The 22747-nt window shown below is 44.2% G+C and carries 20 protein-coding genes; 7 read left to right on the top strand and 13 right to left on the bottom strand.

From position 1 onward, the window contains the following. Positions 1-99 precede the first annotated feature (99 nt). From FTV34_RS01795 to FTV34_RS01745, 11 genes are all read right to left on the bottom strand, one after another. Positions 100-351 (bottom strand): RNA-binding protein, encoded by a 252-nt coding sequence (locus FTV34_RS01795; RefSeq protein ID WP_180068608.1) that lies wholly within the window; start codon positions 349-351, stop codon positions 100-102. Between the two features lie 83 nt (positions 352-434). Then, positions 435-2423 carry an ATP-dependent helicase gene (locus FTV34_RS01790; protein WP_180068606.1) on the bottom strand — a complete coding sequence of 663 codons (1989 nt, stop codon included), beginning with the start codon at positions 2421-2423 and terminating at the stop codon, positions 435-437. A 290-nt stretch (positions 2424-2713) separates the two neighbouring features. Next, positions 2714-3856, bottom strand: coding sequence for a glycerate kinase (locus FTV34_RS01785; RefSeq protein WP_180068604.1), 1143 nt, complete (start codon positions 3854-3856; stop codon positions 2714-2716). A 121-nt stretch (positions 3857-3977) separates the two neighbouring features. Then, entirely contained in the window at positions 3978-4550 is a 573-nt protein-coding gene (locus FTV34_RS01780; protein WP_180068602.1) for an HdeD family acid-resistance protein, read from the bottom strand. A gap of 125 nt (positions 4551-4675) precedes the next feature. After that, on the bottom strand, positions 4676-5434 hold the full coding sequence (locus FTV34_RS01775; RefSeq protein WP_180068600.1) for a hypothetical protein: 759 nt from the start codon (positions 5432-5434) through the stop codon (positions 4676-4678). Between the two features lie 32 nt (positions 5435-5466). Then, complete coding sequence (locus FTV34_RS01770; protein ID WP_180068598.1) at positions 5467-5664, bottom strand: hypothetical protein; 198 nt, start codon at positions 5662-5664, stop codon at positions 5467-5469. A 124-nt stretch (positions 5665-5788) separates the two neighbouring features. Beyond that, the gene (gene topA, locus FTV34_RS01765; RefSeq protein WP_005232311.1) at positions 5789-8431 is read right to left on the bottom strand and encodes a type I DNA topoisomerase; all 2643 of its coding nucleotides are present in this window, start codon (positions 8429-8431) and stop codon (positions 5789-5791) included. A gap of 31 nt (positions 8432-8462) precedes the next feature. Continuing rightward, positions 8463-8912, bottom strand: a complete 450-nt coding sequence (locus FTV34_RS01760) for an ammonium transporter (RefSeq protein ID WP_004781877.1) — start codon at positions 8910-8912, stop codon at positions 8463-8465. A gap of 112 nt (positions 8913-9024) precedes the next feature. Beyond that, on the bottom strand, positions 9025-10026 hold the full coding sequence (locus FTV34_RS01755; protein ID WP_166136250.1) for a PIN domain-containing protein: 1002 nt from the start codon (positions 10024-10026) through the stop codon (positions 9025-9027). Between the two features lie 19 nt (positions 10027-10045). After that, on the bottom strand, positions 10046-11047 hold the full coding sequence (locus tag FTV34_RS01750; RefSeq protein ID WP_180068596.1) for a hypothetical protein: 1002 nt from the start codon (positions 11045-11047) through the stop codon (positions 10046-10048). A gap of 224 nt (positions 11048-11271) precedes the next feature. Continuing rightward, the gene (locus FTV34_RS01745) at positions 11272-11517 is read right to left on the bottom strand and encodes a SlyX family protein (RefSeq protein WP_004781873.1); all 246 of its coding nucleotides are present in this window, start codon (positions 11515-11517) and stop codon (positions 11272-11274) included. Between the two features lie 39 nt (positions 11518-11556). Between FTV34_RS01745 and FTV34_RS01740 the strand changes: the two genes are divergently transcribed. Together FTV34_RS01740 and FTV34_RS01735 are read left to right on the top strand one after the other, a co-directional pair. Continuing rightward, positions 11557-13464: an ATP-binding cassette domain-containing protein gene (locus FTV34_RS01740; RefSeq protein WP_180052971.1), complete on the top strand. Its 1908-nt coding sequence runs from the start codon at positions 11557-11559 to the stop codon at positions 13462-13464. 123 nt (positions 13465-13587) lie between these two features. Next, on the top strand, positions 13588-14523 hold the full coding sequence (locus FTV34_RS01735) for a lauroyl acyltransferase (RefSeq protein ID WP_180068594.1): 936 nt from the start codon (positions 13588-13590) through the stop codon (positions 14521-14523). A 127-nt stretch (positions 14524-14650) separates the two neighbouring features. Here the strand turns inward: FTV34_RS01735 and FTV34_RS01730 are convergent, their stop codons facing one another. Together FTV34_RS01730 and FTV34_RS01725 are read right to left on the bottom strand one after the other, a co-directional pair. After that, a complete protein-coding gene (locus FTV34_RS01730; RefSeq protein WP_257226088.1) occupies positions 14651-14971 on the bottom strand; it encodes a GNAT family N-acetyltransferase in 321 nt (106 codons plus the stop codon). Positions 14972-15306: 335 nt separating this feature from the next. Further along, a complete protein-coding gene (locus FTV34_RS01725; protein WP_180068592.1) occupies positions 15307-16437 on the bottom strand; it encodes an endonuclease/exonuclease/phosphatase family protein in 1131 nt (376 codons plus the stop codon). Positions 16438-16625: 188 nt separating this feature from the next. Between FTV34_RS01725 and asd the strand changes: the two genes are divergently transcribed. The 5 genes from asd to truA all read left to right on the top strand — a co-directional run bounded on the left by asd (position 16626) and on the right by truA (position 22712). Beyond that, positions 16626-17744 (top strand): aspartate-semialdehyde dehydrogenase, encoded by a 1119-nt coding sequence (gene asd / locus FTV34_RS01720; protein ID WP_004781864.1) that lies wholly within the window; start codon positions 16626-16628, stop codon positions 17742-17744. 138 nt (positions 17745-17882) lie between these two features. After that, positions 17883-19487 (top strand): hypothetical protein, encoded by a 1605-nt coding sequence (locus tag FTV34_RS01715; protein ID WP_180068590.1) that lies wholly within the window; start codon positions 17883-17885, stop codon positions 19485-19487. A gap of 65 nt (positions 19488-19552) precedes the next feature. Continuing rightward, positions 19553-20881, top strand: a complete 1329-nt coding sequence (locus FTV34_RS01710) for a fimbrial protein FimV (protein ID WP_180068588.1) — start codon at positions 19553-19555, stop codon at positions 20879-20881. Positions 20882-20927: 46 nt separating this feature from the next. Next, a complete protein-coding gene (locus FTV34_RS01705) occupies positions 20928-21896 on the top strand; it encodes an asparaginase domain-containing protein (RefSeq protein WP_004781859.1) in 969 nt (322 codons plus the stop codon). Between the two features lie 18 nt (positions 21897-21914). Beyond that, positions 21915-22712, top strand: a complete 798-nt coding sequence (gene truA / locus FTV34_RS01700; RefSeq protein ID WP_159123637.1) for a tRNA pseudouridine(38-40) synthase TruA — start codon at positions 21915-21917, stop codon at positions 22710-22712. The last annotated feature ends 35 nt before the right edge of the window (positions 22713-22747 follow it).

Raw genomic sequence — 22747 nt, 5'->3', positions numbered from 1 at the left:
ATACTTCAGACTGCTGATATTAACCCTTCAGTAAAAATCTAGGCCTTTTTAAAGGCAAAAAAAAGAGCATCATACATGCTCTTTTTTATCAGCTGTTATTTAAGCCTGTGGCTTTTCTTCAGCTTGCTTCACACGAACCCCCTGACCATGCAGGCGCAGTGTATTTAAACCTTTAATTGCTTTAACAGCTTCACGGCCATGTGGCATTTCTACGAAAGCAAAACCTTTAGACTTGCCTGTTTCTGCATCCATGACTAGCGCACAAGATTCAACAGTACCGTACTGTTGGAACAGGGTCAGCAATTCAGCTTCTGTTACTGTACGTGCCAAGTTACGAACTAAAATTTTCATCGGATAACCTTAAGAAGATAGGCAAAAATAATCAAAAAGCACGTGCCTACCCTACTTTTTGCGTCAAACCCAGAAGGGATAGTTTAATCGAGATCAATCCCAAAATCTAAATTAATCGACTGGCGCTCAATTAAAGCACTTTTCACAGTCTGTTGACGGGTTTTGTAATGGGTTTCTGTGACACATAAATTGCGGGTCAAATCATTGAGAAAATAGCTTTCAATTTTACGCCCCTGCTCATCCACCGTTTCACGTGCCCAGTGATTCAGGTTTTGCTTGGTCAGAATCAGTTCATTCTGTGCACGGGTCAAAGCTACATATAGCACACGACGCTCTTCCTCGACATCATCGAAATCCCCTTGCGCCCGTGCATGCGGATATTGTCCCGGCGTGACATTGGCCACATAACAGACTTTCTGTTCCGTACCCTTGGCCGAGTGAATGGTAATGAGGGTCACCACATCTGTATCCGACTGGCGTTCAATTTCGGAAATAGAGACCGGATCGAGCACATACTCTTCCAGAAATTCACTCACTTGTGCATGCTTGGAAGCCAGCTGTTTTACCAATTCGAAATCCCCCTGACGGCGGCTCCAGTCTTTCTTATAGTTCTCGGCCAGTTGTGCTTCAATCGCCTGTACCGCCAAACCAACACAAGCCTGTACTTCGGTTTTGAGTACCGCCATTTGTTTCATGATCAGAATAGTTTCTAGCGGAATCTTGCCGAATTTTTCTAGCTTGTCGGCAATCTTTTCCATCTCTGGCTCAGCTAAAAGTTGTTGAGACAGTTTGCTGGCACCCACATCACCGACGCCATTCCACAACGTTAAAAAACGCATCCAGGCAATATCGTCCAGCGGATTGGCCACCACACGCAACAGGCTGAGCAGATCTTTTACATGTGCAGTTTCTAACAGTTTCATCCCGCCGATGAATCGATACGGAACATTGGCCGCGATACAGGCTGCTTCAATATGTCGCGCTGCATAACTGGAACGTACCAGCACCATATGATCGGACCATTTGCTGCCTTGCAGATAATGGCGCTCTTTAATATCAATCGCGATCCATTTCGCTTCATCAAACTCATTCGGGAAAATATGCATCTTTGGCTTGATGCCTTCACCGCGATGCGCATCCAGACGCTTATCATATTTGATTTCGGATTGATCCAGCAGCCAGTTGGACAAGTCCAGAATTTCCTGGGTTGAACGATAATTCTTTTCTAATTTAAAAATCTGGGCATCAGGGACACGCTCTTTGAAATGATGAATATTTTCAAAATCGGCACCACGGAAACCATAAATTGACTGCGCATCATCTCCAACACAGAACAGGCTAATATGTTCTTTGAGAGGTTCGAGTAATGCCCATTGCAGTGGGTTAGTATCCTGCATTTCATCCACCAGCATATGCCGACAGATCGAAGCCACATAGTCCACCAGACCTTCGGACTGTGCCAAAGCAGTCGCTACCACAGCGAGGATATCGTCATAATCCAGAAAACTACGCGCACGCTTACGCGCTTCATATTCTTTCATGATGTCGGCAATCTGGTCTTTCAGTGCCAGATATTCCGGCATCTGTTTCTCCAAAGCCAGACTCAGTTTTTGCCGGGTATTCCGCGCAAAGGAATATAGGTCACAGAGTTCCTGTGGCTTCGGCAGATAATTCGGATTTTTCTTGTCATCACGCCCGCGAATCAGGCGGAACATCATCAGCTGATCATCACGGTCAATAATTGAAAACTGTTCCAGACCAAAAGCCTTTGGAATCCGGCGCAGCAGATACATACAGAAGGTATGAAACGTAGATGCACGTAAGCCTTTGGCCTGTTCACCGAGTGCCAGTTCCACCCGTGCCACGATTTCACTCGCCGCACGACGAGTAAAGGTCAGAATCTGAATCTGATTCGCTGGTACGCCTTGATCAATCAGATAAGCTGCACGTGCCACGATAGTTTTGGTCTTGCCACAGCCTGCCCCAGCCAAAACCAAACTGTGCTTTGCTTCTGTCGTCGCAGCTTGCTTTTGTTGCGGATTCAGTTCATCAATCAGGGAGGCTAAACTCATGGTCACTCATCAATTTGTGGATAGGTGTAGTTTAACAGATCACTCTTATTATAGCTTTGAGCTGCTCTGAAACAGACCGAACTTTTATTCTTAATTAGCTATAGGGTTGACGGCATGGATGCCGTCTACTGGATTGGGGGTATAGGGATATACTCTCAACCTAGCCAAGGATTTTTGTTACCTTGCGAACTCAAAATATATTTTGAGGATGCTCATCCCTGAAAAGTAAAATCTGCTTACGCGTATATATTTATCTTTTTATAAAGCTTTTGCGGCAATGACCATCTTACTCAAACACCCTGTTCCTGAATATTTTGAACAGCTTGAACAACCGCTTTTTTCAGATTGATTTCTGCATTCTTTAAGGCATCTTTCAATAAACAATCTGGTGGATTAATCCCCACAATCTGACTAAATCCAGCCTGATACAGCGACTCAATCCCCTCACCGACCAAACCTGCAAAAGCAATTACCGGTTTATTCAATTGCTGGGCGACCTGCGCTACGCCAAACGGGGTTTTTCCTAAAGCGGTCTGATGATCAATCTTGCCCTCGCCAGTGAAGACATAATCTGCATCTGCAATTTTTTCCGCTAGCCTATTTTGTTCCATAATTAACGCTACACCGGATTGCAGCTTTGCTCCTGCAAACGCCATCAACCCAAAACCTAACCCACCGGCTGCCCCTGCGCCGGGAAAGTTTTTAAAAGAAATATCTAAGCTTGTTTCAACCAGATCAGCAAAATGTCTTAGATTTCGATCCAGTTGTTGCACCATTTCCGATGTTGCACCTTTCTGCGGCCCAAAGATCACTGAAGTACCATTCGGTCCACAGAGTGGATTATTCACATCTGAAGCGATTAGGATTTCTGTATTTTTTAACCGGGAGTCTAAGCGAGAAAAATCAATTCGATCAATCTGGTTGAGATTACCGCCACAGACCTGCATGACTTCACCTGTAGCATTAAAAAACTGCACACCCAATGCTTGCGCCATCCCGGAACCACCATCATTAGTGATACTGCCACCAAGTCCAATAATGATTTTCTTTACACCAAGATCCAGTGCTTGCTTGATCATTTCACCCGTCCCATAGGTTGAAGTCAGCATAGGATTACGCCGAGCAACTTCGAGCAGATGAATCCCGTTTGCCTTGGCCATTTCAATCACTACGGTCTGACCAGCATCAACCAAGCCAAAGTAAGTTTCGATCGACTGACTGGCTAATGGCCCGGTGACTTGGCACTTTACTCGTTCACCCTTTAGGCTTGAAATTAATGCATCTACAGTTCCCTCACCACCATCTGCCATTGGTACAGTGATACAATTTGCATCCGGAAAGACCTGCAAAATACCACGCTGCATCGCCTGACAAGCCTGCTCGGCAGTCATACTTTCCTTAAAAGAATCTGGAGCTAGAACAAAGGTTTTCATGAATATGATCGGCCGCGTGATAGGTTATATACTAATTTGAAATGCATACCCATCTTACAGCCAAAGCTGAACATGCCAATAAAAAAGAGCGCTCATTGCACTCTTTTTATACTGGTCTTACTTAAAGATCTGCGGAGCTTTTTGGTACACGATGCTTGATATAGGAAGCCAAAGTCAGATAGTTAATCCCTTGGAACAAAATATCGATTGCCAGAAAAGCACCTAGAACCCAGAACGGTGCATTCGGTGACAATAGAATCAGGATACCTGTAGCTAAAGTCAAAATCCCGGAAAATAAAGTCCAGCCCCAGCCGCGGAATGCTTTAAAGATAAAAGCATTCAAGACGCGAATTATTCCCGCCACAAGCAAAGCAATCGCAAGCAGATTGGTCAGTACAATCGCAGTTTTCGCTGGCGTGCTAAAGGCATAATAGCCCGTAATAAAATAGATGATACCGAATAGCAGCCAGAGCCAGCGAAATGCCCCATCGAAGATTTTAATCCCGGCGATCAGATGAACTACTCCACCTATCATCATCAGGACACCAAACAGGAATACTACGGATAAGGTGGCAAAAGGCAGTGATGCTAACAGTACGATTCCAAATAACACTAATAAGGCACCCAGGCCTAAATACCATTTACGGTTTTCATGCAATTGATGCCGAACCAGATCATTTCCAACAGTCTTCATATTCTTCTCAAGTCATTGGCTATAACTTTGATTATGCTCTTAAATCATGGAGAAATTTGTTAGAAACTCACTGAGTTTATCTATAAAAATAGTAAGTTATGCCGGTTTATTCAGCACTTTGTTAATTATTTTTTCCAGCCAATTTCAATTGCCGTGATTTCATTAATCAGGGTCTGATTTAAAGATTCCGGCATTTTACTGGTGCTTTGCGATACCGGAATGTGACCCGCCATCAGCTCAGCTTTGGTTTGGGGAAATAAAGGCTGCTGATTCGGATCAGCATAACCCACGGGATATATCGGCTGGCCTGTGGCGAGATCATATTTATCTGAAGCTCCAAAGGCATGCAGTAATTCATGCACTAGGACAATCTTATTCTGGTCAGACTGTCTGCTTGAAGCAAATAGATTGACTGAACCAATCCGGCCTTTTTGCAGAGCCGTTGAATGTTTTAACTGCTGGGTGTGTGCAGGATCATAATAATTTAAAAAGAGAGTAACATTCGATGAAGGATCTGAACCTTGCTGCTGTTGCCAGGCATAGAAACGGAATTTCAGACTCCATAAAATGGTGCCAAGTAAGGAGGCCTGCTCCGGCACTTTAGGTGGCAATTCTTTGAGTTCACGTCCCAGATTAAAATAAAAATAAGTGGGCTGTCCACGGTACTGCTGGGCCGCTTTTTCCAAATATTCTTGTGTTCCTTTTAGATCCTGAGCAGATAATTGCTGAATATATTGCTGTGTGGTCGCCAATCCATCTGCATTGATCGGATGCAACAGAACAAAGATTGGTTTGTTCCAGTCCTGATTCTGATCTCGATAAGCATTTACTGCCACCACAAACAAAATCATCAATAAAATCAGGATTCGGATTTTTTTCCACATATGAACATGCCAATAGAGAGTTAATTTAAATGTTATTTTTGTTTCGTTTTTTGATCTTCAGAGCGCAGATATAAAACACAGCTCAAACTAACCAGTGACATAATAATCACCAGAATCATCAGCATTCCCCGATCCATAGGAATACCCATTTCATTAATCTTTTTAAGCATGAAATAGAGGATAGATCCTAATCCAATACTTAAGAACAGGAATTTATCTACCCAAGTCATGCATGATTCCTACTTTAATCTTTTATTATTTAACGCCTAGAATATCCTAGAACTATATTGATCAAAAATAGTCCATCATAAAAAAATGCCGACTTTCGTCAGCATTTTCTTGATGTCTTATAGCTTAGGCCTCAACCCATTTGCCATCCTGATAGACCAGCGACCATTTGGTTTGCTTGCCTTCAGGGGTTTCCGAACCAATATATTGAGACTGGTTCTTACGGCTGAATTTCACCAAGGTTGGATTCCCTTCAGGATCCACATCTGGCGCCTGCAAAATAAACTGATATTTTGGATCCAGCTGATCCGCCACAGTACGCAGCTCTGCCACCTTCGGTGCACGAGTCTCACGGACTTTCGGGAACTTGCTCGCTGCCAGGAACAGACCGGCTGCGCCATCACGCAGAACAAAAAAATCGTCATGCTTGGTTGAACGCAGGTGTTCCATCTTGATCGGATCAACGCGCGGAGGCGCAGGTTGACCATTCTTCAAGACTTTACGGGTATTCTCACAGCTGGTACAGGCAAAATATGGACCAAAACGGCCAGTTTTCAGCTGCATTTCACCATCACATTTATCACATGGAATGGTTGGGCCATCATAACCCTTAATCTTGAATTCGCCTTCTTCCAGCTCATAACCTGTACAGTCCGGGTTATTACCACAGATATGCAGTTTACGGCCGCCATCAATCACATAGCTGTCCATTGCAGTGCCACAGACTGGACAACGTTTCTTCGACATCAGGTCAGCGGTTTCTGCTGCATCATCATCAGACAGTGCTGCCAGAGATTCAACCGGAGTCAGGTTCAATGTACCTTTGCAACGTTCTTTCGGTGGCAAGTTATAACCCGAACAACCCAGGAATACGCCTGTTGTACCGGTACGGATCTGCATCGGACGGTCACATTCTTTACAGTGTACAGCTTCAACTTCTACAGGCTGATTGCGGCGCATGCCGTTTTCACCCTGAGCATTGGTCAGACGTTTTTTGAAGTCACCATAGAAGCTATCTAACAGATCTTTCCAGTTACGCTCACCATCTGCCACTTTATCCAGCTGACCTTCAAGGTCTGCAGTAAAGTCATAGTTCATCAGGTTATTGAAGCTTTCATCCAGACGATCGGTGACGATCTCACCCATCTTCTCAGCAAAGAGACGACGGTTCTCCAGTTTTACGTAACCACGATCCTGAATGGTCGAGATAATGGCAGCATAAGTCGAAGGACGACCAATACCTTTTTTCTCAAGCTCTTTTACCAATGATGCTTCAGTAAAACGTGCCGGTGGTTTGGTAAAATGTTGAGATGGATCTAGTTTTTCCAGCTTCAGCACTTCACCAACTTTCACAGCAGGCAACAGTACATCATCATCAGATTTGTTCTGGCCACGAACTTTGGTGAAACCATCAAATACCAGAGTACGACCTTTGGCTTTCAGTTCAACACCATTCGCATCCACTAAAATAGTCGATGATAAATATTCTGCTGGTGTCATCTGACAAGCTACAAATTGACGCCAGATCAGGTCATACAGACGCTGTGCATCACGTTCCACTCCAGCCAGACTATCGCCTTTCAATGCCACATTGGATGGACGAATGGCCTCATGGGCTTCCTGCGCACCAGCTTTATTACCATAACGGTTCGGCTTGGCTGGCAGATATTTCTCGCCATATTCAGACTCGATATGACCACGCACCATATTGACTGCATCATCACTCAGGAAGGTGGAGTCAGTACGCATATAGGTAATGAAACCAGCTTCATACAGGCGCTGCGCCAGCATCATGGTTTTTTTCACCGAGAAACCTAGACGGGTACTTGCGGCCTGTTGCAAGGTAGACGTGATATACGGCGCGCTTGGATTCACCTTGGTCGGCTTATCTTCACGGCTAATAACTTTATATTCAGCGTCTTTAATCAGATTCAGTAAAGCATCTGTTTCAGCTTTATTATGCAGCTTTAAAGTCTTGCCATTTTGCTTGACCGCTTCCAGACGAATATCATCTTTCTTGGATTTGGTATCTGCAAAAACCTGCCAGTATTCTTCAGGAATGAACTTACGAATTTCACGTTCGCGTTCCACGACCAGCTTTACAGCGACAGACTGTACACGCCCCGCAGACAGACCACGGGCAATTTTTTCCCATAGCAGTGGCGAAATCATGAAGCCGACGACACGATCCAGGAAACGGCGTGCCTGCTGGGCATTGACCTTATTGGTATCTAGACGTGAGGGCTGTTTAAACGCTTCCTGAATGGCATTTTTGGTAATTTCGTTAAAGACCACACGTTGATAGCGTGAATCATCGCCGCCGATCACTTCTTTTAAATGCCAGGCAATCGCTTCCCCTTCACGGTCCAAATCCGTTGCGAGATACACTTCATCGACTTGCGATGCCAGTTTTTTCAGTTCAGCGACTACGCCTTCCTTGCCCGGAAGGACTTCATATTTGGCTTTCCAGTCATGTTCTGGATCGACACCCATCCGGTTAATCAACGCCTGCTGTGATTTTTCCGCTTTTTCTGCTTCAGTCAGCTTGGTTCGGGTCACCGGTTTTTTCTCTGCAGTTTTCGCAGAGCCGCCCGTCGGCAAGTCACGCACATGACCCACCGAGGATTTCACGATGTAGTTTGAACCGAGATACTTGTTGATTGTTTTCGCTTTTGCAGGCGACTCCACAATCACCAAGGCACGTTTACTTCCAGCGTCGGAAGACTTCGCCGTGCTGCTTTTTGATGTGGACCGAGGAGCGTTCGCCATATTAACCGTTTAATCCTGTTTATTTCTAAAATTAAAGTTCAGCCAAAGAATGTAATAGTGCCTTGATGTCATCAAGTTGTGTGGCTCTAAGATCAGATTCTTCATCCCAATAGAGTCCTACACAGTTTGCCTGCATATCAATAGCATAAATGCCCTTTAATGCAATGGGAAAATCTTTAAATTTGTCATCCCCATGCACCAGTTCAAGTTTGTTATCAACCACGCGGGCACGCATCAGCGGTAAACGGGCATCTGGAAGCAGCACACTGTAATAGGCCACCATACTGGCACGACTTTCAGTCGCCTTGGGAATATTGGTCCAGTCCGGCGCAACCACCAGACGTGGATGTAAGCCCATCTTGCGGGCTTTATCACGCATGAGTCCTAATGCCTTTTCTCTGGGACTCACACGCAGACCAAAAATAGACCCCAGTACGAAAACGATGATGACAACTGCCACCCAGATTCCGGTATTTTCCATAGTTCAACCTTTATGTTCTTATATTAGATTTGCATAAGCCCGCTATAAAAGGCAAGCACCGCTTGCGAAATACTATTTTATTCTCTGTACTTATTACTTTTACGTCTTTGTTTTAAGATAAGATTTCAGTGTTTGGCTGATTGATGATATGCGGTTGTATCGCCATTGGAATCAGGCAGGACTTATCCAGATTAGCCCAAGCCTGTATGAGCAGGCTGTTATAAATCAACTTGGTATTGTCCTGTTTGAGAATATCCTGCTTCTTTAAAACCTGAATGAAATCTTGCGCCGCTTGCTGGTGTTCTAAGCCTAAGATTGAGCGTACTGAATTTAATAAACTTGCAGTTTTGGCCGGACGGCTACTTCCACTCTTCGCCAGATAATCACTATAGATTTTGACCCGCTGTAAATGAGGCTTTAACTGAATATCAGCAATACTTGGTAGAGTAATCGCTATGGGTTTCGATTGTTTGAGCGCTTCCAGTTTTAACAGTTCGTGCATCCGATTTAGCTCATAACTTACTTTTTGATCCTGAATCTGAATCAGCTGATAATTTTTTAACTGGCCAATGACCTGCTTGATAGTGGCAGAAGTTCCTTTTAGCCAAGACTTTAAGGCATTGTTTAGAGAGTTAAATTGTTTAGGCTGATTTTTTACTAATAGTTTAACCGCAGCGAAAAGCAGTTTGAATTCGGCTTTTTCTGGATGAATGTGCTCTAAAGATAATTTAGTGGAACATGTGGACTGAATTTCTTTTTTCTTCTGTTGTGCCTGAAACCCCATCACTTTGAGTAAATCGACAATATATTCAAATTTCTTGTCATTCGACATGACATCAAATTCAGCTTCAGATGCCTGCATTTGTATAGACAACTGCCCGGCTACAAATGCCAAGCCAAAATCAGCAGCATCAGGTCCGGTTTTTGGCATTTTAATTAAGACCAGACGCTTTTGAACTACATGAGCAGACAGATTTTGCAATCCATCCAGACTCAAGGCTACAGGGGATTTTGCATAAACCAGATAAACAAGGGCATAGGATTTGAGCAGGCTGAGTAACTCATTTTCTGTTTTAGGCTGATTTTCAATATCCAATAACAGTATTTTTTTCATATGCCCTCATGAGATTATTCTAATTTAGAAACATCTCATGACTATATAACACTTCGTGACCATTCCAATAAATATATCCTTTTTCAATCAACTCTTTAAGTAAAAGACGGACATCTGACTTTGGAAATAACTGCTCGAGTAAATCACGTAATTCATAAATATCTTTAGGCTTATTTCCCTGTAATTCGCGCAGCTTGCGTGCGACTTCAAGCTGTACCGGATCAATTTTATTAAAGTTTTTGAACAGACCTTGCTGGGCAGACTGGATTGGAGATTGAACAGGCTCAACAACAGGCTCTTCAGGATTAAGCTTCGAGACTACCTGATCCAAAGCTGGTTTTTCAGCGGATACATGTTCATTGAGATCTAGCTGCACCCACTGTTTCAGCACTTTTTTACGGAAACTGATCTGCTCGTCATAGCGTTTGACTATTTTCAGATTAATCAGCATGCCAACTACATGCTGGGCTTTGCTTGGTAAAACTTGCAGAATATTAGTGACTGAATTTTTTAAGGTGTCGAGCGTGGTCGGTTTGCCACTCATCTTGCCGAGCGCATCACAGTACTTTTTCACCAGCTGTAAAGCTGGTTTTGCTTTAATGGCTTCAATACTTGGCAACTGGATTTTAGGTTTATCTTGAGTCTCTGTGGATGCATCCTCTGGTAGGACCTGAATCAGGCTGCAATCAACATCTGAAGCCTGCAGCATCTGCATTAGCATTTCACTGCTATCCATAGCTGAGATCAGCTCGACCTGAGTATCTGCTTCCAGCAAAGCCATCAGCTGACCCACAATCACAGCATATTCATATTCCTTATGCTCTGCTTCCGGGACATCCAGAATGATAATTTGTCCACTGCTGATCCAGCTCGCCAACTCAGTCAGTTCTTCTAGAGCAAACTCGAATTTTCCGGCACAGTTAAACAGATACAAGGTCGGATAATGTTCAACGATGTCACGTAACAGTTTGGCTGTAGGAAAGTTATTTTCGAGATCAAGAAGGACAACTTTTTGGCGCATAAGGCAAGATTAAAAACTGAGCTAGAAAATACTATTAGAGTAGGAAGTGTGTGAAAGGTCAAATAGTTTCCACCTTCCATGACGATATTTAGATTTTAAAGATCATCTTGGACGGAATAAAAGTAGCGACTTGGTTTAGGTTTATCGAGCTTCACCAGCTTAAAAGAAAACCCTCGCGACTGGAGGGCTTTCTTTTTGCTTTCTTTTTAAAAATTATTTGTAAATTAATAATGCGGTGGACGGTTGGTGACCGGATCAAAAGCATCAATCCCTTCGGACAAATCTGCAGACTCAACACGTTGATATAACAACTGCATTTGTTTTTTTAAATCGGCAATTTCCAGATTCTGGCGAGTGACTTGCTGATTCAGCTGTTCAACTAAATCATCTAAAAATGCAATTCGCACTTGCAAATCTTCAATGGGTGCGGAAAATGACGCCTGATCATTTAGATTTTGTTGTTTAGTCATTTTAAGTCCTCATTTGGGATTTCAGGAAACATTAACATTATGGCCTATATTACTTTAAGGGATGTCCAACTGGCATTTGGCGGACCTGCCTTGCTCGACGGCGCCAACTTTAATTTGGAACGCGGTGAACGAGTATGTTTGATTGGCCGTAATGGTGAGGGTAAGTCTACCTTACTTAAACTGATTGAAGGAAGTTTACTTCCGGATAGTGGTGAGGTTTCGTTACAAAATGGCATCACCATTTCCATGCTGGCCCAAGACGTGCCGATGGATTCTGGCAAGGTTGCAGATATTGTTGCCGACGGCGCTGGTGAAGCTTCAGAAGTGTTGCGTGCCTATCATGAAGCCAGTGAAGCTTGCGTGCTGGGCGATATGGAAGCCTGTGATCGCATGGGACATTTGCAGCATCAGATGGATCAGCTGGATGGCTGGGCTTTAGAAACTAAGGTTAATTCAATCCTAAGTAAAATGGGACTGGATCCTGAAGCGGATCTGGCCGATTTATCTGGCGGTCGTAAACGCCGTGTCCTATTGGCACGTGCCCTGCTCACCCAACCTGATGTGCTGTTACTCGACGAACCGACGAACCATCTGGACGTCGAAAGTATTGAATGGCTGGAAAAATTCTTGCTCGAGCAGAATAACTTGACCTTACTGTTTATTTCGCATGACCGTGCCTTTGTGGACAGTATTGCGACCCGTATTGTCGAGCTGGACCGTGGTATTTTGCGTAGCTATGAAGGCAACTATTCACGTTACCTCGACCTAAAAGCTCAGCAGCTGGAAGCAGAAGAAAAACAGAATGCCCTGTTCGAGAAAAAACTCGCTGAAGAAGAAGCCTGGATTCGTCAAGGCATTAAAGCACGTCGTACCCGTAACGAAGGTCGTGTCCGTGCTCTGAAAGAATTGCGTGAAGAGTCTAAAGCACGCCGCTTCCAGCAAGGCAAAGTCAACATGTCGACTCAGGAAGCACAGCGTTCAGGCAAAGTGGTGTTCGAGATTGAACATCTCAGCGTGAAGTTTGGTGACAATGCACCGATCATTAATGATTTCTCGGCGCTGGTAATGCGTGGCGATCGGATCGGTCTGGTGGGTGATAATGGTGTCGGTAAAACTACACTAATCAAAGCCATTCTGGGAGAAATCGAGCATGGCGGTACAGTCAAAACCGGTACCCAGTTGGAAATTGCTTATTTTGACCAGCTACGTAATGTGCTGGATCTGGAAAAATCAGTTAAAGATAACGTTTCGGAAGGTTCAGATCATGTCGATGTGAATGGCCAACGTCGTCATATCTATAGCTATTTACAAGACTTCCTGTTCTCCCCAGAACGTGCCCGTACGCCAGTTAAAGCCCTTTCAGGTGGTGAACGCAACCGTATTCTGCTCGCCAAACTATTACTGAAACCATCCAACCTGATCGTGATGGACGAACCGACCAACGATCTGGATATGGTGACGCTAGAACTGCTGGAAGAAATGCTGGCGGAATACAAAGGCACCCTGCTACTGATCTCGCATGACCGTGCTTTTATGGACAATGTCGTCACATCAACCTGGGTCTTTGATGGCAAAGGCAATATTGATGAATATGTCGGTGGCTATCAGGATTATCTGGAACAACGTCCAGATCAAACTGTGGTTGACCAGAAAATGGCTGTCAAAAAAGCTCAGGCCAAAGCTGAAGCAGCAGTTACACCTGTAGCATCGGCTCCGAAGAAAAAACTCAGCTACAAAGATCAGCGTGAACTGGAAATGTTACCGGCTGAAATTGAAGCACTGGAAAAAGAACAAGCTGAACTTTCTGACAAACTGGCGGATGGCTCGTGGTTTGTCACAGATGCAGCAGCAGCGACCAAGGCCTCTGAACGTTTAGGCGAAATTGATGAGATTTTGCTGGAAAAAATGGAACGTTGGGACGAACTGGAAAATATGACCAAAGGCTAATCTTTAAATCGCCTAGTCACTAAGCATCTGTATTCGTACAGGTGCTTTTTTATTTTACAGTTTTTTATTTCAAAAAGCTCTTCTGCTACACTGCTGACATCTTTGATTTCAAATATTGAATTTATGAGTCGAACGCCAGAATACAAACCCGGTGAATTTCAATGGTCATTCCTGTTACCGCAATACTGGGGTATCTGGGTGGGTATTGTATTTCTGATGATTCTGGCCATCTTACCTTGGGCGATTCAGCATCGTCTGGCACGTCTACTTGGCCAGATGGCATTTAAATATTTGAAATCTCGCCGTGAAACCACGCTTCGCAATCTGGAAGTTTGTTTCCCTGAATGGTCAGCTCAAGAAGTTCAGGACAATGCTCGTATGGTCTTTATTGACCAGATGCTCGGTGTATTTGAGACCTTGAATGCCTGGTACTGTCCAAAATGGTTTAAAGGCCGGGTACAGATTGAAGGGCTGGAACATATCCAGCAGGCTCAGGCAGAAGGTAAAGGGGCTTTATTGCTCGGCACCCACTCGACTTTGCTAGATGCCGGCGGTTATTTATGTGCACAGTATTTTGAGCCAGATGTGGTGTATCGACCACAAAATAATCCCCTGCTTGATATGCTGATTTACCGTTGCCGTGCCACCATTTATGCCAACCAGATTGACCATGATGATATGCGTGGTCTGGTGCGTAACCTGAAAAATGGCCATGCCATCTGGTACAGTCCGGATCAGGATTTTGGTTTAAAACAGGGTGTAATGGCGCCCTTTTTTGGGGTACCTGCAGCCACAGTCACTGCACATCGTCGCTTATTGAAAATGACCAAGGCCGCTGCCATTCCACTCTATTTTTACCGGACTGGCGATATTAAAGATCCACGTTACTGTGTGTTGATCGAGCCTGCGGTAGAGAACTTGCCAAGTGCGGATGAAGTCGACGATGCAACCCGGGTAAATCTGATTATTGAACGCCAGTTGCGCATTGCACCAACGCAATATATGTGGTTCCACCGTCGCTTTAAGACCCGTCCTGAAGGCTATGATAAAATCTATTAAAAACTAGAAAAAATATGAACGGTATTATTGGCAAGACAACTCAATGATCCATTCCTTGATAAATCCACATCGCTTCTGTATGCCCTGCACGCTCAAAACCTAGAGCTTTATAAAATTCAGTGGCATGCTAATCAGCCACCAGAATTTTCTGATGAAATCCTGAATAACGTTGCAGCATTTCTTGCATGATCAGACGACCAATACCCTGTCGCTGCACCTCCGGGTGAACCAATAAATGTGGGAAATACACCACCAGATAACCATCTGAAATCGCATTTCCCAAGCCGACCAGCCGACCGTTGATACGTGCCGTCACCAGACTATAAGAATGCTGCAAAGCCTTTAAAAGCAATTGAGGTTTTTCTGCAGCTGACCATTGATTGACAAGATAGAGCTGTAGCACTTCGAATTCATTGACTGAATCATGATCGGAAATCATAACTTCCATTCAGGTAATATCCATTTTTTAATTTAAATTTTATTTTAATAATCAATTAATTATAATAAAAAATGAGCCAAAAATAATTTAACCCGGGTTCTACATCCTGTAAAACCCGGGTTAATGAGGTTGTGCTTTCATATGTTATAATTGCTTCTTCGTTGTTGTGATTTCCCTTTCAGCATCATTTCCATGATGTTTTCATTCAGCTTCGTCTTCCTTATGAGAATATCCTTTCTCGACTCCCTGTGCTGATGAGCTTAGAATACGTGGATTCCTCTGTACTGCCCATTCGCAAGAAGCGGAAACTGCTGTAAGCAATATCGTACACTTTTCAGCTAAAACTATAAGAATTTCTCCTCATTCTTATATGCCATCGCAATCTTATCAGTGACTTTCTTCTCTTCTTTCTCTGCCTTTTCAATTCCTTCCTGAATCGCTTCTTTGGCTTCCTGATCATCCTGATCCGTTTCTTCCAGCGCTTCCTGGTGATGCTCAAATACCCGCCCAGTTTGTAAAACCAGATAAACCGGAAAATGATCTGACCCGACGTGTTTTAAACGCTCCATATGCACCAGAGCGAAATCGGTGCTGTGAAACACATGGTCAAGCGACCAGCGTAATAAAGGATAATCGGCATGGAAGGTATTTACATAGCGTCGACCGACACGTGGATCCAGCAAACCGCTGATACGCTGGAATAAACGTGTCGTGCGTGACCAGGCCACATCATTCAAATCTCCCATCACAATGCAGCTTTCATCCAGATCCTTAATCTGATCCCCTACAATCAGCAGTTCCGCATCACGTAAGGTTGAATCTTTGGCTTCAGTTGGACTTGGCGGCTTCGGATGCAGACAGTAGAGCTGTACCGGCTGTCCGGAACGTAACAAGACCTTGGTATGAATCGAGGGAATTTCATCGCTCAGAATAAATTTAACCTCGGTTTCACTCAGCTCAAGTTTGCTGTACAGATGCATGCCATACAGATTATCCAAAGGTACGGGCACCCGATAGGGATAATCTGGCTCAATGACAGCCAATGCATCCTGCCATGCCTGATCGGTTTCCAGCGTTAAGACCAAGTCTGGCTGATGGGTCTGGATCTGTTCAATCAGTAAATGATATTTAGTATTGGTCGTGAGGACATTAGAGACAATCAGGGAAATCTGACGATCCGGATCCAGCTGATCCTGCTTGACCTGCTTGACCTGTTTTTTCCAGACAAAGGTATAGGGCAGCACCATTTTTAGCTGATACGCCAAAGCTGCGATCAGACCAACAAAAAGCAGCTGATTGAAGGCCGTCCAAGGATGATCGACGAGGAGAAAAAGAACAAAGGCTATGAAGCCCAAAACCAGAATCTGTAAACGTGGAAAATCGGCACCACGAATCCACCATTCATCTCGGGGAATCAGCGACCAAAAACTTAACCAGATGACCACGATTGCCATGATCTGGATAAACCCTACCATAAGATACACTCTTTACTAAGTTATTATTTTTTCTAAAAGAAAAATTGCTTTATCAATTTTGTATGTATCATAAAGCAGATATTTCGCTCAAGAATATTGATGTTTTGATTGTGTAGCTCTTGCAGTCACGTCCCTTTTTGATACACTCGAATCCCTTTTGATTTTTTAACGCACCGAGGCAAAGTGACATGAAAGTAGGTCTGGTCGGTTGGCGCGGGATGGTGGGTTCCGTCCTTATGCAACGTATGGTTGAAGAGAATGATTTTGCTCATTTTGAGCCATTCTATTTTTCTACCAGTAATGCGGGTGGTGAAGCTCCGGCATTTGGTGGTAAGACTGCCCCAGCACTTATGGATGCAACAGACATTAACAGTCTGAAGCAAATGGATGTCATTATTACCTGTCAAGGTGGCGATTACACCACTGAAGTTTTCCCGAAAATTAAAGCTGAAGGCTGGGATGGCTACTGGATTGATGCAGCATCTACCCTGCGTATGGATGATGAAGCGATTATCGTACTTGATCCGGTGAACATGCATGTAATCAAAGATGGTCTGGTCAAAGGCACCAAAACTTTCGTGGGCGGTAACTGTACCGTTTCCCTGATGTTGATGGGCTTAGGCGGTCTGTTCCAGAACAATCTGGTGGAATGGGCAACTTCAATGACTTATCAGGCAGCTTCGGGTGCTGGCGCGCAAAACATGCGTGAGCTGATTACTGGTATGGGTTATTTATATAACAATACCAAAGACTTGCTAGATGATCCGCGTTCACCAATTCTGGACATTGATTCTAAAATTGCTGAATTGCAACGTGGTGAAGGCTTCCCGTCTGCAAACTTCGGTGTACCTTTAGCGGGCTCTCTGATTCCATACATCGACAAGCAGCTGGAAAGCGGCCAGTCTAAAGAGGAATGGAAAGGTCAGGCTGAAACCAACAAGATTCTAGGTAACCAGCAGATTGTACCGATTGATGGCCACTGTGTACGTATTGGCGCAATGCGTTGCCACTCTCAGGCATTAACGCTGAAACTTCGCAAAGACGTTCCACTGGATGAGATCGAAGATATCATTGCAAATGCAAATGACTGGTCTAAAGTCGTGCCAAACACTCGTGAAGCCTCAATGACTGACCTGACTCCTGTCGCAGTGACTGGCACATTAACTGTACCTGTTGGTCGTCTGCGTAAACTGAACATGGGTAAAGAATACCTAGGTGCATTCACAGTAGGTGACCAGTTACTTTGGGGTGCTGCAGAACCTTTACGTCGTATGCTGCGCATCTTGATTGACTATAAAAACTCTTAAGTTTCCGTCAGGAAATAAAGCATGAAGCCGATCTTTATTGATCGGCTTTTTTGTGTAACTATTGCGTAAGTATTTTACAAAAAACAAACATCCCGTTAATCTATAATTTTCGCTATGCGATAATGACTGAGCTCACAGATGACTGTATATAACAAATTAAAGCTTGCCATTTTAGCCATTGTTGCTTCACAAAATATCTATGCGATTAATGTAGATTCGGTACAAATCCAGTCTGCACCTGGGGAATTGCTTTATGCGGAAATGAATTTCCGTCAATCAGATATTAACTTGCCCATTGAGGTAAGTTTAGCCTCGCCAGAAGACCTGATTTCTATGGATGCATCGCATCAGCCACCGGGTCATTTAAATTTTTTCACCCGTCGCAACAGTAATGGTACTGGGGTTATTACCATTACCTCCTCGCGCCCGGTCACTGATCGTGAATTAAATATCATTGTCAAAATAAAGGAAGGCAATGCAGCACGCCTACAGCATATCCGTACTGCATTAAGACCTAAAACTGATTTGTTACAGGCCAGCCTGAAACAGAATGAACAGCCACTCGCGCCTGTCGTAGTCGTGAGTGAAAAAGATATTGCCCTGAACTTACCGGTGAGTACGCGTTATACCAATGCCCCATCCAAACCAGCCACCTCATTTGTAGCAGAAAAACCGTTAGCCTTACAAAACACAGCACCTCCTGCATTATCAGCCAGCTCGATTCCTAAAACAGCCATAGCTGCTGTTACCCATGAGCCAACATCAAGTATTGCAGCTCAGATCGCGAGCCCAACAAAACTTAATACTGAAACTGCGGTAGCAACGACAAGTCATAGTTCACAGCAAGCTGGTACTGTAAACACTGCGCCAGTGAATACTCCATCCAAAGCAATCAACACGGCTGTAACTCAAGCAGATGTAACGCCAAACTTACAGGCTGTAGCGACAAAAGTTCAGGCTGAAACAAAACCAGCTGAAGTTGCAGTAGATCCAACAAATAAAAATGTGGCCTCAGTGCAAGTTTCTGCACCGACAAGCACTGAAAATCAGATGGTGTCCAGTGATCCACTTGTCAAAAAATATGCAGAACAACAGGCACGCAAGCAGGCTGCATCCATTACTGCACAGGACAAACCAAGTTTAGCGGCTAAAACTCAGGCACAGCCAACAGCTCTCAAACAAAGCGTCTCAACCCAGATCAAACCGACCTATGTGGTACAGTCAAATGAGTCGCTTTGGGGCATTGCTTCCAGGATTGCCAATGAACAGCAGCGTCCAGTGAGTGAGGTCATGCAGCAGATCAAACGTGAGAATGAACATGCTTTTATTGGAGGCGATGCCAACCGCTTGCGTAAAGGTGCAGCGCTTAATTTAGCGACCGTTCATACTGCGAAAACTCCGATACAGGCCGCAGCGATTAAGTCTGCTCAAGCACCCTCCAAACCTGCTGCAAAAACCAAATATCGCCTGAATGAGGCTGAAATGAGCCTGGTTGCCGAGAATCAGCGTGATTCCGGCCAGGTTTCTGCCAACTCAAACACAAAAGAAAATCGAACTTCGAAAGAGTTGTCATTAAAAGTTATGACAGCCCGTGAAAAAACCGTTAAATTACAGAGAAACGTAACTGAACTAGAATTGGCACTCAATCAGAAGGATCACAGAATTCAATTATTAAATGCTCGTCTTGCCCAGCTGCAACAACAGCTTAAAGCACAACAGGCAGATAAAAAGCCAATTAATTAAAAAGTTACACATGACGATTTATTGGGATAGGCGAACTTAATGACTCTATCCCCAAGGGGTAAAACATGCTGATTTATGTGATTCCATTAGTGATATTGATCATCGTATTAATTGTCGTAAAAAAACGACAAGATGCTCAAGAATCAGATAAAGCAAAAACTAAAACTGTAAAAGCGAAAAAACCTGGCGCTGCGTCAAAATCCACTTCACAAAGAACCAAAGTGGTCGAGCCAGCCGGAGTCGTTAAAAAATCAGCAACGCCTCTATCAGCAGAGACACGCAAGAAAATTGAAGGTCTGATTCAGGAACGTAATTTCTTTGCAGCTGAAGCGCAAATCAATCAGGCACTGAATCGCGATAATTCTCAACATGAGTTGTATTTACTGCTACTCGACATTCATATCCTGCAAAAAGATGAATTTGCGATTTCACAGCTGATTAACCATGTTCGCTCTCTGGAACTGGAAGATATTCTGGCTCAGGCTGAGGTCAAAAAGCGTGAGTTTGAAAACTCTTCGGTCGCTGTTCAGGATACTATTGATTTCCCAAGTGCTCAGCCACAAACCCCTCCTGTACAGGAAAGCAAACCTTCTACAGATGCCTTTGCAGACCTGGTTGCCACTCCTGCTTCAAACGAACAGGCATTTGATGCATTACAACAGGAACTGCAACCAAGCAAACCAGCTGCTGTAGCGGAACCAGTACCTGATATCCAACCCTTAGAGTTCAACTTTGAACCGAAGATTCCAGCGGCTGAGCCAGTAAAAACGGAAGAAGCTTCGCTTGTATCAGATAATTCAGTTGAATTTGATCTTCAGATGAATACTGCTGAAACCCAGACTGCTCCAACAACAGCAACTGAGTCAGCACCGGTTCTGGATTTTAAGCTTAAGCTTGAACCATCTATATCCTTAGAAACAGAATCAGCGCCTGCAACAACAGAAGAAATCCAGCCTTTAGATTTCTCTTTCTCTCTAGACACTCCAACACCTGCAGCGGAAAAAACCGCCGAACCTGCGACTGAGTTTGACCTGTCTAGCCTCGATATTGCAACGCCTGCAACTGAAACGCCTGCTGCGACTGAAACATCTGGACTAGATTTTAAACTTGATAATGTCGAAGCTGTAAAAGAGGCTCCTGTTTCTACAGGGGTGAATTTTGAGATTCCGACAGCGCCTGTGACTTCAACAACCGATCAACATGATCCATTGGTGCAGTCCTTCCCGGAACTGATGGAAGTTAATGAAGCGGACCTTAACCTGGAGCTGGCACAGCAATATATCCAGTTAGGCGCTTATGCAGCTGCCCGTGAAGTCATAGCTGAACGTGAAGCTGAATATACAGCAGCACAACGTCAGCAAGCCGATCAGTTGCTGAATCAAATCGCATCTTAATCAATTTCCCTTTACACTAAAGCAGTCACATTTGGCTGCTTTTTTTATGATGAAAGATATTGCACTGATTTATATGGGCGGCACCTTTGGCTGTGTCGGTGATCCGCTCGCCCCTATGTCTGCCGATTTATTTATTCCAAAACTGGAACAGCTACTTACAGATCAACCGTTCATTCAGTATTACTGCGCTCCTGTGATTAAGGACAGTAGTGCCTGTACTGCTACAGACTGGTTAGAACTGGTGCAATTTATCCAAAATCTGCAATCTGAACAGCAGATACAACATTTTGTGATTATTCACGGGACAGATACCCTGAGCTATGCCAGCGCAGTATTGGCACATTTTATGGGGAATTCGGCTCATATTGTGCTGACTGGCAGCCAGTATCCCCTCCTGAATGCTGAAGGCGATGCGCAACGCGAATTTAGCGATGCCATGGACAATCTGAGCTTTGCGCTCGCTTCAGTAACTCAGTGTAATGCAGGTGTTTATCTGGCTTTTCATCAGCAACTGATTCATGCTCAAACTGCCTTAAAGCAACATACCACTGAGCTGAATGCCTTTACTGGTCTGGATGCGCATATCGCTATTCAGGCCAACCAGCAAAGTCATCAGGTTACAGCAGACGATATTGCCAAAGCTCTGGATTTTAACTGTATGAGCTTGATGATGCAGCCGATCGATTTAGTTCAACAGTTCAATAATCTGAAAAATATTTTGGCCTATCCTCCGCATTTTCTATTCCTGCAAGGCTTTGGAACCGGCAATCTGGCCGTCAATCCAGAGATCGTAGATTTTATCAATCAGCTCTATGCCAAAGGCTGTATCTCGGTCTTAACTACTCAAGTGCCTTTCGGTGCCACCGATCAGCGTTATGCCATTGCTGAATGGGTGCATGATTGCAAAATTCTACTCAATGAAAGTTATGGCCATGCTGATCTTTATGCAAAAGCCCTAAAAATGTATTTACAATATGACACGGTAGAACAATGGCATGCCCATTGGTACGATTAGTCAGGTTTTGAGGTCATTATGCAGCGTTTTGCGGTGGGAATTGAGTTTTGTGGAACGAATTATCGAGGTTGGCAGACTCAACAACCGGGCGTAATCAGTGTTCAGGAAACCATCGAGAAGGTTCTCAGTAAAATTGCCGATGAACCGATTATTCTGCATGGTGCAGGCCGAACCGATGCCGGCGTGCATGCGACCAATATGGTCGCACATTTTGATACCCATGCCTTGCGTTCTGAACGAGGCTGGTTAATGGGCTCAAATAGCCAGTTACCTAAGGATATCTCAATCCAATGGATCAAGGAGATGGATGATGGCTTCCATGCACGCTTTAAAGCACAGGCACGCCGTTATCGTTATATTGTCTATAACTATCCGGTACGCCCTGCCTTGCTGCATAAACAGGTCACTCATATTTACTATCCACTTGATGTCAAAAAGATGATTGAAGCGGCTGCAAAGTTTGAAGGCACACATAACTTTGAGAGTTTTCGTGCAGCAGCCTGCCAGTCCAATCAGCCGGTACGTCACGTCCGTCACTGCCGCCTGATCCAGCATGGGCCTTATCTGATTCTAGATATTCAGGCGGATGGCTTCCTGCATCATATGGTACGCAATATCATGGGCTGTTTGCTGGAAATCGGCCAAGGCATGTATGGGGTTGACCATATTGACCATATTTTTGCAGCAGAAGATCGTAAAGCAGCCGGTGTTACCGCACCACCGGACGGTCTGTATTTTATCCAGGCTGAATATCCAGAGTATTTTGACCTACCCAAAGTACCTTTGGGTCCATACTGGTTAAATATGCCGGAATAAGCTAATTATTTTTAATTTTTAAATCCCTCCTAAAC

It is taken from the genome of Acinetobacter sp. YH16038, from assembly GCF_013417275.1.
Lineage (GTDB): Bacteria > Pseudomonadota > Gammaproteobacteria > Pseudomonadales > Moraxellaceae > Acinetobacter.
This window is presented reverse-complemented; position numbering and strand designations above follow the sequence as displayed.